Source organism: Pontibacter sp. LHS1, from assembly GCF_058932855.1.
In genome coordinates this window covers 20,316-32,672 of sequence record NZ_JBZYWF010000008.1, presented here as the reverse complement: position 1 = coordinate 32,672, position 12,357 = coordinate 20,316, and the positions used below count along the sequence as shown (strand labels likewise).

Here is a 12,357-nt window from a genome sequence, read left to right as displayed (position 1 = left end):
GATTACCTATGGATATAAAAAAACTGGCTTAAAGGCCGGTTTTTTTGTTGCTGCAGCCTTTTCAGGCAGGTATACCTACTACCCTCCTCCGCTTTCTGGTGGCAAGCAGACCAGCCAGATACGCCATTGGCAGGTAGGCTGCGGTCAGATCCAGCACCGTGAACCATACCGGCGAAGGCAGCATCAGCACACTGGCTATACCTCCGGCCAGAAAGAAGACGCCTATACCTAGCGCAAATTTCATTTTGTGACTAGCAGCAACAAGGGCTGCTACCCATGCACCCACAAACGCACCCAGGGCATGCGCCAGAAAGGGCATCAGAAAATGCTTCGGTTCAAACAAATGCATGCCAGCCGACAAGCCTTCGGTAGTGGTGGTATCAACTCCAGCCGGGGGCGGTATAAGGGCGCCGCTCACCATAATGATGCACATGTTGACAGCGCTGCCGACCACGACACCAGCCGCAACGGCCAAAATAATTCTCAGGATAGGGTTCATGTTGATGTCTATGTAATTGATTCAGGATGGATATGGTTCTGTTTTGGGCGTGCTGTCAGTTCATCAACCTTCAGCTCGTATAAAAGCAGCTCTTCCGGATCGTCGGGTAACTGCACCAGTCTACTAAATCGCAGTCCCAGTTTCTCCAGCAGTCTTTGTGAGACCACATTGTCTTTTGCCGTGATTGCTTTCATCTGGGTAATGCCGAACTCCTCTATACCGGCTCGCTTTACTTCCAGGGCAGCTTCAAGGGCATAGCCTTTCTTCTCGTGCTCCGGCAGGAATGCAAAACCAATGTCAATGCCTTCCAGCCCCTCCCGATCATAAAGCCCGCAAACGCCCAGTTTCTCCTGGTCTGTCTTCCGGATAACGGTGTAGTTCGCATACCCAAGCCGCTCTAGTTGTGCAGTGACTTTACTGCGGATATAAGCAGCCGCCTCCTCTGTAGAATGCACGTTCCTATCCCCTATATACTTGATCCAGGTTGGGCTATTAAGCAGCTTCAACATAAAAGCAGCATCGTCTTCCGAAGTTGGGATCAGCAGCAGGCGTTCTGTTTCAAATGATCTATACTGGGTCATGTTACAGCGAATTTTTGTTAACGGTAGGCATTTGGTCAATTCAAAAGGCTTAATGACTTCTTAGATAATAATCTTGAAGTGTGTACTCCACTCAATTATTTTTTTTCTGGTACTTATTGTCTTTCCACTGATTCGTTCCCGCTTCGCTATCTGCAATAAGTGCTTTGATGCGCTTCGTTTGCGTAACGTGCTGCTTTGCGCTCATCACCCAATTGATCGAGGCTTTGCGGTAAGAAGTAGCAAGCGATTGAAAGTAGGACCATGCCTTTTCGTTTGCTTCAAACAACTGTACAAACTCAGGTGAAAGCGTGACCTCGGCTTTTTCATAAGCGTAAATCTTTGATTTGCTCTCTGTCCGGTTGTTGAAACTGGCCAGCCCAGCCTCGTGCATGAGTCCTTGCCCCGTAAGTTCAGCCACTTTCCTGATATTGACAGCACTCCATATGCTGGAGGACTTCCGTAGCGTAAACCGAATGAGGTAACTAGTGCTGTCGATCGATTTTCGCACACCATCGATCCACCCAAAGCAAAGCGCCTGGTCAACGGACTGGCTCCATGTCATGCTGGGTTTACCGCTATCTACTTTATAAAAACCAACAACCAGTTCTGAGTGTGTGCTGTGGTGCTCCTCCAGCCATTTCCTAAATTCAGAAAAATGTGAAAAAAAAGTAGGATTCATCTTTATTTCTTTGTGATCGAAGAGTAATGTTAGGTAGTTAAGGGATTACTTCTGAGCAGTTGCAAGTATGGACCACAGAAGTAAGAGAGAAGAAGCATGAGGAGTCGGATGATTTAACGTACTTGGCCATAAGGCGGCGTAGCTGGCTTATGGGTGTGGTTAGGTGAAGCTAATTATCCTATTAAGTTTTGACAATGCTCTTTGTATTTTATCCCACCCGCTGCTTTTGCTGCTCTTTCAATTAAATGTTCTTTACTCTTATCAAATTCGACACTGTTCAATAACCTTAACTTTTCAGCTTCTGCTACAACCAGTAAACAATCTAAGAATTTAGGTCCACTTGCGGCACAAAGCATATTGGGTTCAGGCGATTTTAAATCATCCAGCAGCACTACTTCATCGGTTAAATAGTTAAAAGCGTAAAAAAAATTATAATTGGAATTAATGCCCCATATAATAAATGGCTCTGGGGCATCTTCATCCATATCAGATAACTGCTCGAGTCCAGAGAATAGTTGTAATTTATCCAAGCAATAAACCATCTGATATAGTGGTCCATCGTATGCGTTGAATTCATCATCTAAGACATTAATCTCCCAGCGGTCTTGTTCGCTTAAGGGAATTGCTGCTTTGTCAAGCTCTTCCGCTGTAGGTTTTAGATTTTCAATTTCTTTGATGAATTTTTTAAGCTGCATTGATTTTGTTTTTACTGCACCTAACTTGCTCGAAAGCGTAAATATACGCTTTCCCAGCAGACGGCTGTCCGCTTAAAAGCAACTCCACTTATGTTAAATATAAGAAATTATGTATAAACCTTAGCCTTACTTTCCCTATTCCCCAAAATAACCTGCGCCGCTTCCCACAAGTCATTTACCTGCCAGGTATAGCTGCCGGGGTCATACTTATCGCCAACAATAATGCTCCGCACGCCTACTTTCTCAGCGGCTTCCAGGTCGCGGTGGGAGTCGCCCACCATCCAGCTCTGGACAGGGTCTATGTTATACCTGGCAATGGCACGTTCGAGCATCAGGCTGTCGGGTTTGCGGGAGAGTGATTCGGAGTATTTAGGATGTGAGGGGGCGTAGTAGATGGCATCGATCAGATGATCACAGGCATCCTGTAGTTTCTGGTGGCAGGCCATCACATCGGCCTTGGTATACAGGCCTTTGGCTATACCGCCCTGGTTTGTAACCACAATCAGCAAATAGCCGTTTTGCTTCAAAAGCGCCAAAGCCTCCGGTACGCCCGGCAGCACTTCAAAATCTTCCAAGGTATAGGTATAGTCTCCTCGTTCGCGGTTAAGCACACCGTCACGGTCCAGGAATATGCACTTTCGCTGCATTGTCAGTCTATAGGTTCAGGCGCTAAAATTAGAATTATTACGTTGGATATGCATGCCCCGGCAGCAATACTGCTCCACAAAGGCACAAATAATAACAGCTTACAGGCAGGAAATCATGAGAGTAGCGATAATCGGAGCGGGAATTTCGGGCTTGTCTTTGGCCTATTACCTGCAGCGGCAGGGCATAGCGTATGACCTGTTTGAGGCCGGCAGTGAGGTGGGCGGCAACATGCGTACTATACGCAAAAATGGCTATACCTTAGAACTGGGCCCCAACACTTTACAAATGAACGAAGAGCTATTGCAGCTCATTACAGAACTCAAACTGGAAACCGAGCTGCTGCCACTGACGCCGCGTAATAACAAAAGGTATGTGCTGCACGACGGAAAGCTGCACCCGGTCCCAGCCAGCCCCAAGTCATTTCTGGCCAACGGTCTTTTTACAAAAGAAGACAAGTACAGAATCCTGCAGGAACGGAAGCAGCCGCCTGCTGAGGTTGAAAACGAAACTGTCTCGGATTTTTTCGAGCGACGCTTTGGGGTTAAGCAGATGGACTACCTGGCAGCTCCCATGATCAGCGGTCTCTATGGCGGCGACCCCAGACAGCTATTGGTTAACAAAGCCCATCCTGAGCTTAAAGAGCTTGAAACAGAATATGGCTCAGTGCTGGAAGGGATGGTGCAGAAAAAGAAGCGGGGCGTGTTCCAACGGGCCTTCTCTTTCCGCAATGGTATGTCCACGCTGCCACAAGCCATTGCTGACAAGTTGATTTCGCTGCACCTCGACCACAAAGTGGAATTTATAACCCGCATCAAAGGGAAGTTTATCATTAGCTGCGCTTCCAACGGCGACCACGACAACGAAGAGTACGACAAACTGGTGCTTGCCCTACCTGCCCATCAGGCTGCTGAACTGATTGAGTTTACCTATCCGGGCATGTCAGCGGCGCTCCAGAACATCAATTACCCGCCCATGGCAGTGGTGCACACCGTGTACAACCGTGCGGAAGTTGGCCACCCGCTGCAAGGCTTCGGGGCACTTCACCCCTGGGAGGAGCAGTCTTTCACGTCAGGCTCTATATGGACGAGTTCACTGTTTGAGGGGCGCTGCCGCTCCCATGAGGTTTTGATCACTTCTTATGTGGGTGGCACACGCTTCGCCGAGCATGCCCAGCTCGAGGAACGCAGCCTGCTCGGGCAGGTGCACCAGGAGCTCTGCCAAACCTACCAGATCAAGGCGCTGGCCCCTGTATATCAGCACATGCACCTGTGGCGTCACGCCCTGCCCCAATTTGACCTTTACATCGAGGATGCCCACCACCTGGCGGAGGTGCTCGAGCAGGATGGTCTGTTCATTTCTGCCAACTGGTCTGCCGGCGTTTCGGTGCCCGATTGCGTGCGCGAAGCCAAAGCCATTGCCTCCAAAATTAATACACGCGCTGCTTCCCGCTCAATAGCCTAATAACTATATTTGCGGTATGAATGACTCGCTGGTGATCATACCAACCTACAACGAAAAGGAAAACATTGAGGCTATTGTCAGGAAGGTGATGTCACTCCCCTACCCTTTTGATCTGCTGATCGTGGACGATAGCTCCCCTGACGGCACGGCGGATATTGTTCGTAGCTTACAGCAGGAATTTCCGGATCGCCTGCACCTCGAGTCACGCACCGGCAAGTTGGGTTTGGGTACGGCTTACATTCATGGTTTTAAATATGCATTGCGTCAGGGTTACGAGTACATTTTTGAGATGGACGCCGACTTTTCGCACAACCCCGATGACCTGGTGCGCCTCTACCAGGCCTGCGCCGAAGAAGGGCACGACATGTCGATCGGCAGCCGCTACGTGCAGGGTGTAAACGTGGTGAACTGGCCTATGAGCCGGGTGCTGATGTCCTGGTTTGCCAGCCTGTATGTGCGCCTGATCACAGGTATGCCCATTGCCGACACCACCGCAGGTTTTGTGTGCTATCGTCGCAAAGTGCTCAAGACCATTCAGCTCAACAAGATTCGTTTTGTGGGTTATGCCTTCCAGATTGAGATGAAATTTCTCACCTTTAAGTATGGCTTCAAGATCAAGGAGGTGCCTATCATTTTCACTGACCGCACCAAAGGTCAGTCCAAGATGTCGAAAGGTATATTTAAGGAAGCCGTGCTGGGGGTGATCCGCATGAAGGTGAACAGTTTTTTCCGTCATTTTGACCGCTACTAGCTATCTGCTATACCTGACACGCTTCAATCTTTTTTCAAAATATATTCTCACCACAAAGCTGCATATCCCGCGCTAAATCGACTAACTTTACGGATTAGGTATAGCTCCAATTAGAGAAAGAAAGTCTATACCTGTCAAGTTTTGTTAGCCTATGGATACCATACTTTTTTGGGTCATATTCAACGTTTTCATCCTGCTGTTGCTGGGCCTCGACCTGTTTGTGTTTCACCGGAAGGAGCACGAAGTCAAGATAAAAGAGGCCTTGCTGTGGAGCGCCTTTTGGGTGGCACTGTCGCTAATCTTCAATGCAGTGATCTACTACTGGAAAGGGCCCGCCCCCGCCCTGGAGTTTTTGACAGCCTACCTGATTGAAAAGTCGCTGAGCGTCGACAACCTCTTTGTGTTTATCCTGATTTTCAACTTCTTCAAAGTGCCGCTCCAGTACCAGCACAAGATCCTGTTCTGGGGCATCATAGGCGCTTTGGTGCTACGTGGTATTTTCATCCTGGTAGGTGTGGCGCTTATTGCCAAGTTCCACTTCATCATTTACATACTAGGCGCTTTCCTGGTCTATACCGGTGCCAAAATGGCTCTTACGAAAGATGATGACGAACTGCACCCCGAGCAGAATCCGTTTATTGTTTGGATCAGCCAGAAGCTGCGATTCACAAAAACAGCCGTGGGCGGTAAGTTCTTCACCAGGATTGACGGCAAGCTCTACGCCACGCCGCTCTTCCTGGTCCTGATCATGGTGGAGAGTACCGATGTGGTGTTCGCAGCCGATTCTATACCTGCCATCCTGGCTATTTCAAAGGATCCGTTCATCGTCTATACCTCCAATGTGTTTGCGCTACTGGGCCTGCGGGCGCTTTACTTCGCCCTGGCCGGCATCATGCAGTTGTTCCATTACCTGCACTATGGCCTGTCGCTGATCCTGGTTTTCATTGGTGCTAAGCTGCTGCTAAGCGATATTTACCATCTGGATATGCGCTATGCTTTACTCGTCGTAGGCACTATTCTGACAGTTTCCATTGTTGCTTCACTCCTCTTCCCCAAGAAGGATAATAAGCTGCCTCCGCCGCCCGATGTAACCATACCTTAAAGCAGGCTCTGGAAAATTTTTAACTAAAATTGTTCACCTATATTTGCTTTTATCGATTTTAATACTTTCAATTGCAGTATAATTAAGAAAAAAATGATTTTCGCTAACGCCTCTATTTTTACAAATTCTAAGCTGGTGCCTCAAACGGGGCTCCCTGGTAGAACTTTGTGCGTTAGGTAAAACATCAACATACACAGGTACCACAGGAGCCCCGCCACAAGCGGGGCTTTTTTGTTTTAAGGCATATTCTAAATTACATATACCCATGAGTACAGCAGCACACAGCAGCATGAAATTAGCAGGACAGCAGAGCCAGTTGGTAAGCAGCAAGCGCCCTATGGTGATCGCAGGTCCGTGCAGCGCTGAGAGTGAAGAGCAAATGTTGCAAACCGCCCTTGGCCTGAAAAAGGTAAAAGGAGTATCGGTATTCAGAGCGGGCATCTGGAAACCGCGCACCCGCCCGGGCAGCTTCAATGGAGTAGGCACTATTGGGCTGGAGTGGCTTCACACCGTGAAACAGGAAACCGGTTTGCGCACCGCCTGCGAAGTAGCCAATGCCAACCAGGCACAGCAAGCCCTGCAACACAATGTTGACATCCTGCTAATTGGCGCCCATACCACCGTAAACCCCTTCCTGGTGCAGGAGATCGCTGACGCCCTGAAGGGTGTGCAGGTGGCTGTACTTGTAAAGAACCCCGTAAACCCGGACCTGCCCTTGTGGCTGGGTGCTTTGGAGCGTTTGCATAACAGTGGCTTATCGGAGCTTGGTGCCATGCACCGGGGCTTCTCTACCCTGGACAGCGCCCCTTACCGCAACCACCCGAAATGGGAACACGCTCTGGAGCTGCGCCAGCAGGTGCCTGCCCTGGCCATGTACTGCGATGCCAGTCATATCGCGGGTCGTCGTAGTTTGCTGCGCCCGGTAAGCCAACGTGCCCTTGACCTGGGCTACGATGGACTGATGGTAGAGTCGCACCACAACCCGGTCGCCGCTTTGAGCGATGCCCAACAGCAAATCATGCCACAGGAATTGCACATGTTGTTGCAGGCTTTGAAGCAACAGCAGGCTCCTGCCGAGAAGTTGAAGCAAAGTGCCCAGCTGGAAAAGTTGCGCAAAGAGATCGAGCACCTTGACGACGAGTTGTTAACTTTGCTGTCACGCCGTACGAAGGTCACAGCACAGCTTGGCGACTATAGCAAGCCCACTGAAAAGAGCGCTGAGAAACCAGACCCGGTGCGTTGGGACTTGGTGTTGGAAAACCTCTTGCACCAGGCAAGCAGCGCAGGTATAGACCAGGCTTTTGTAAAGACCATATTTCAGGAAGTACGCTCGCAGTATGCCCGTACACATCTCTATAATTATGGTTTGAGTTCGTAGTCTGAACACAGAACAAAAAAAACAGCCTGATAGCTTCTTATTCAAGATCTGTCAGGCTGTTTTTTTTGTGCTATTACTGCTGTGAAGCTTATCAGTATTTATCATTTGAAACCAGTTATTAGCTCCTTTTCATTAATCAGTAGACGATATTTCAGTGCAATTTCACACATAAAACTATAACTATAAGTCTTTTATTTGAAAATATTTTTATAATAATATTTGAATATTAAAATTAATTACGTCAATTTTACTATAAATATAAGTTGAAGCACAACTATTACTTACACCAAACCACAACCCTTAAAAGAACCAATATGAAGAGATTATCTACTATTACGATCGCGCTACTCATGCTAGCCGGAACATTTACAAGCTGTACGAAGGACCTGGATGAGGTTGGTCTGAATGCATCAGCTATTAATGCGGCTAAAAAGGAAGTGAAAACTAACAACTCTGACAGAAAGATTGACCCTGTTATAAATGTTGAGTTTTCTAAGTCCCCTGCGATTGTAGGCCAACCAGTAACTATGACTATTACAGCTGTTGCACCAGATGGTACTGAGCTACCGAAGGGCGAACTAATGTTACAGCAGCTTGTAGGAACAGATTGGGTACAGATTACAAAATCTGAAACCATTATACATACTTTTACACCTGAAGGAGTTGGCTTTATTAATTTCAACATTAAATACACTGGAGCTGGAGGTAATATAAATAACATTAATTCTTTTCGTGCTCAGCTTGAAGTAGTTTCAAATTGTGAGAACACACAGTTAATAGGTAGATTAATTGAAAATTTAACAGAAACTGGTACAGACGGGGAAAAATCTTACACTCAATATACCGTAGAGTATACCTTCAATTCTTGCATCAATATTAAGGGTGCTAAGTTACAAGGTGGGTTAACAGCCTTTACTGAGCTTGTTTCAGCTACTGATAAAAATGGCAATACAGCAGAAGTAAGAAAAACTGCTATAGGAAATAACGAAAGCAATAGCAACATTTCATGGCAGTTAGGCAACATAGCTTCCGGTTACAGCAATTCTTTCACCATCACCTTCAAGAACTTTAAAAAGAACCAGGGAGGCGAAATTACTGATGACTGGTCTGTTGAAGGCACAAATAATGATGGTGAAAAAGTTGTATTTAATACAGTCCCAATAACTGTAAACTAACCTACAAACAGAACTTTTAAAAATAACAGGCTGCCCCAAAGGCAGCCTGTTTGCTTTTTGATGGTAGCTATTTCTGCTGTCTGTCGTAATTTTACGCATTCCAATGGCACGATTCAGGTAACTCGGCTGTTAAGTGCTAAATTGCAGCTGAACAAAAGCTATACATCATGAGAACCCCAATTTCAAGACTTCGCACCATTGGTATATACGAAGGTATATCGTACCTACTACTGCTCGGCATTGCTATGCCACTGAAGTATATGGCAGGGATGCCAGAGATGGTGAAATATACTGGCTGGGCACATGGTGTGCTGTTTGTGCTGTACATGGTATCAGTATTGGAAGTTACACTCACGTACAACTGGTCTATCAAGAAAGTAGCAGCTGCGGTAATCGCATCACTCCTGCCATTCGGACCATTTATTTTAGATAAGAAACTACTCAAGGAAGAGGAAAATAGAAAAGAGAAGCCTGCTAATCAAAAGCAGGTTGCATAACAACAACCCTCAACTATTTAGCCAATAGTATCAAAAAGGGCTGCCCGCATGGGGCAGCCCTTTTTTTCTTTTCTATACGCAACGCTTAGTTCATGATCCGGATGGTCCCGGCTCCACTTCGGTTCCCCATCGGGTTGAGGTGCTTGTTGATGGAGTAGGTAAAACTCAACATAAAATAGCGCCCCAGTGAGTTGAGTGTCTCGCGCTCCACATAGTTGATGTTGGCAGTCTGGTTCACGCCCAGGTTCTCATCGAGCACGTTGAGGGCAGATAGCTTCAACTCACCACTTTTGTTTTTCAGGAACTGCTTCGATACAGACATGTTGAGCATAGGTATACGCTGGCTAAAGTCGAAGCCTGGATTATCAAACAACATGTAGTCGAAGTTGGTGTTGAAGTTAAAGAGCTTTGGCAGGTATAGGTTGGTCTCTGCCGAGTAAGTCTGGTTAAAGAACAGCTGGTCATCTCCAAACTGATATTTGGTGCGCTGCATCGTATAGTTTGCTCTCAGGTTAAAGTCAAAAAGCTCCTTCAAGCGGTATTCGTAGCGCAGGTTACCATTCAGGTTCTGTATCCGGATGTCGTTTGCCACCTCGTTCACCAGATTGATGCTCTCCTGCTGACGCACATTGGCCCCAATGTTAAAGCGACTGTTCAGCTTCTTCACTGGGAATCCAAGCGACGCAAAACCACTCACCATAGTGTTATGGCTCACGTTGACAGGCTGTGTGATTCTGATTAGGCGCTCATCATAGCTCTGGGCATTCGTAATGGCGTTGTTGGTGTAGGAGGCATTCACAAACGTAAAGAAATTAATGAGCGTACCCGGATCGAAAGTGCTGAAGTTAAGACGCCACTGGTGCATATAAGCCGGTCTCAGTTCAGGATTGCCTTCGTAGATGTTCAGCGGGTTAGCGTTGTCCACAACAGGCTGCAACTGGCGTATAGTAGGCTCCTGCACCATGGTCTCGTAGTTGAAATCGATGCGACGGTTGCCCGTGAATTCGTAGTTGAATCGTAAGGTAGGCAATACATTTTGGTACGAGTGACGGATATCGTCATCCAATCCCAGGAGCTCACCCGTCAGGTCAGTATGCTGTAGACTGGAACCAACGGTCAGGCTATACTCTCTCCTGTTCATCCGGAAGTTCATACCTGCCCGATGATATTGGTAGTTACTGGTATAGCTGTTGCTGAGCAACTCGTTATATAAGCGGAATTCACCTTCTACCACGTCATATACCTGGCGGTCTACTCTGTTGATGTTCTGGCGATAACTGTAGTTGGCCTCCAGATAGCGTCGGTTTCCGAGTGGCTCGGTATAGGCCAGGTTGGTGCTCAGGCTATGGTTCTCCGTTTCCTGCTTATTTTCCTGGTCCAGCACATTCACAAGGCCATCTGAGAAGGTGTTCACAGCCTGCAGTGTCCCATCATTACTGTTAAATGCGGTTCTGAACTCTGTGTTGGAGGAAATAGTGCGCCCTGCTTTCGGGAAACGGTGCCGGAACAGGATGCTACCGTTGGCATTCAGAGCGGAGCCATCTGAGAAAGCCGTATTGGTGCTTTGGTTCTGGAGCTGATTCTCTCCATTGTAAGTTTCTACCTCACTCCGCTGATTTGAGCTGGTTTCGTTATACCCGATGGCACCTGTCACTTTCACAGAATTAGCCGAGTCTATCTTATAGTCGACTGTGAAGTTAGCGCGGTGGTTGCTGTTGCCGTTGAGCTGGCGGCTCCGCTGATCGGTGCGTACATCCGCATTCCGCAGAAACTCCAGGCGCTCCAGGTCACGGGCTATGGTGTGATTGAGCTTGTTGAAGAAGTAACTGCCATTGGCCTCTGCCTTCTTGCTTAGCTGGTTGTTAAAGTTCAGACCGGCAGCATAGCTGTCCATCAGACCATTGGTGCGACCTCCAAAATTCAGCGGCACCCCGGAGCTGTTATCGGATGAGATGGTTATGCGAGCACCTCCACCACCAGCCATCTGCTGCATGCCTCCACTAAAGGTCATATACTCATCAAAGCCAAAGCCTTGTGCGTTCACGTTATTGGCCATACCCAGGAAAGACAGCTGCTTTCCATTGCTGAACCGGTTGAGACTCGCCTTGGCCTGGTAACGGTCATCGGTACCTATACCTGCCATGGCGTTGCCAAAAGCACTGTTGCGCTTCTCTTCTTTCAGCTGCAGGTTAATGGTTTTCTCGCGCTGTCCGTCGTCAATACCTGTGAACATGGCCTGGTCTGATTTCTTGTCGAAGACCTGTACCTTGTCGATGGCATCGGCGGGAAGATTACGGGTGGCCAGCTTCGGATCACGGCCAAAATATTCTTTCCCATCCACTGTCACACGCTGCACCTTCTCACCCTTCACTGAGATGGAGCCATCTGTTTCCACATCCACACCGGGCAGCTTTTTAAGCAGGTCTTCAGCTACAGCGTTGGGCTGCATTTTAAAGGAACCGGCATTGTATTCAATGGTATCTTTTTTGAATACCACCGGGCTTTTCTCTCCCTGCACCATCACCTCTTTCAGTTCATTCGAAAGCGGTCGCATAGTGAGTTTGCCCAGGTCCAGTACATTTCCTCCTTCCGGAAACTGAAGCTGCTTAAAGTAAGGCGAGTAACCCAGGAAAGTCGTTTTGAGGAGCAGGTCGCCTTTGTTTACATTTTTGATCTCGAACTCACCCTGCGGATTGGTTGCGGCAAAACTTACCAATGAGGAGTCCTTTGCCTGCAGGATCAGCACGGTGGCACCCGGTAAACCGGCCTGCTTTTCGTCCTGCACCTGCCCTCTCAAGGTATAGCGCTGGGCCACCGCCTCGTGCGTCAGACAAAGAAAAACGATAAGTGAGAGAAGTATAGATTTTTTCATAGCCGTATGCTTAGCGCTC

The 12,357-nt window shown here is 47.8% G+C and carries 12 protein-coding genes; 6 read left to right on the top strand and 6 right to left on the bottom strand.

Annotated elements, in window-relative coordinates:
* Positions 1-61: 61 nt before the first annotated feature.
* The 5 genes from AC5FXQ_RS15575 to AC5FXQ_RS15555 form a co-directional block, all read right to left on the bottom strand.
* Complete coding sequence (locus AC5FXQ_RS15575) at positions 62-499, bottom strand: hypothetical protein (RefSeq protein WP_493603345.1); 438 nt, start codon at positions 497-499, stop codon at positions 62-64.
* An 8-nt stretch (positions 500-507) separates the two neighbouring features.
* The gene (locus AC5FXQ_RS15570; RefSeq protein ID WP_493603344.1) at positions 508-1,080 is read right to left on the bottom strand and encodes a GNAT family N-acetyltransferase; all 573 of its coding nucleotides are present in this window, start codon (positions 1,078-1,080) and stop codon (positions 508-510) included.
* 91 nt (positions 1,081-1,171) lie between these two features.
* A complete protein-coding gene (locus AC5FXQ_RS15565; protein WP_493603343.1) occupies positions 1,172-1,759 on the bottom strand; it encodes a YdeI/OmpD-associated family protein in 588 nt (195 codons plus the stop codon).
* A gap of 173 nt (positions 1,760-1,932) precedes the next feature.
* Positions 1,933-2,454 (bottom strand): hypothetical protein, encoded by a 522-nt coding sequence (locus AC5FXQ_RS15560; RefSeq protein ID WP_493603342.1) that lies wholly within the window; start codon positions 2,452-2,454, stop codon positions 1,933-1,935.
* Positions 2,455-2,561: 107 nt separating this feature from the next.
* Entirely contained in the window at positions 2,562-3,101 is a 540-nt protein-coding gene (locus AC5FXQ_RS15555) for a D-glycero-alpha-D-manno-heptose-1,7-bisphosphate 7-phosphatase (RefSeq protein ID WP_493603341.1), read from the bottom strand.
* 115 nt (positions 3,102-3,216) lie between these two features.
* Between AC5FXQ_RS15555 and hemG the strand changes: the two genes are divergently transcribed.
* From hemG to AC5FXQ_RS15525, 6 genes are all read left to right on the top strand, one after another.
* On the top strand, positions 3,217-4,563 hold the full coding sequence (gene hemG, locus AC5FXQ_RS15550) for a protoporphyrinogen oxidase (RefSeq protein ID WP_493603340.1): 1,347 nt from the start codon (positions 3,217-3,219) through the stop codon (positions 4,561-4,563).
* Positions 4,564-4,579: 16 nt separating this feature from the next.
* Complete coding sequence (locus AC5FXQ_RS15545) at positions 4,580-5,314, top strand: polyprenol monophosphomannose synthase (protein ID WP_493603339.1); 735 nt, start codon at positions 4,580-4,582, stop codon at positions 5,312-5,314.
* Positions 5,315-5,465: 151 nt separating this feature from the next.
* Positions 5,466-6,416 (top strand): TerC family protein, encoded by a 951-nt coding sequence (locus tag AC5FXQ_RS15540; protein WP_493603338.1) that lies wholly within the window; start codon positions 5,466-5,468, stop codon positions 6,414-6,416.
* A 265-nt stretch (positions 6,417-6,681) separates the two neighbouring features.
* Entirely contained in the window at positions 6,682-7,794 is a 1,113-nt protein-coding gene (locus AC5FXQ_RS15535) for a chorismate mutase (RefSeq protein ID WP_493603337.1), read from the top strand.
* Between the two features lie 314 nt (positions 7,795-8,108).
* Positions 8,109-8,969 (top strand): hypothetical protein, encoded by an 861-nt coding sequence (locus AC5FXQ_RS15530; RefSeq protein WP_493603336.1) that lies wholly within the window; start codon positions 8,109-8,111, stop codon positions 8,967-8,969.
* Positions 8,970-9,136: 167 nt separating this feature from the next.
* Complete coding sequence (locus tag AC5FXQ_RS15525; RefSeq protein ID WP_493603335.1) at positions 9,137-9,466, top strand: DUF3817 domain-containing protein; 330 nt, start codon at positions 9,137-9,139, stop codon at positions 9,464-9,466.
* 85 nt (positions 9,467-9,551) lie between these two features.
* On the opposite strand, the gene AC5FXQ_RS15520 is transcribed toward AC5FXQ_RS15525, so the two are convergent.
* Entirely contained in the window at positions 9,552-12,338 is a 2,787-nt protein-coding gene (locus AC5FXQ_RS15520; protein ID WP_493603334.1) for an outer membrane beta-barrel family protein, read from the bottom strand.
* Positions 12,339-12,357 lie beyond the last annotated feature (19 nt).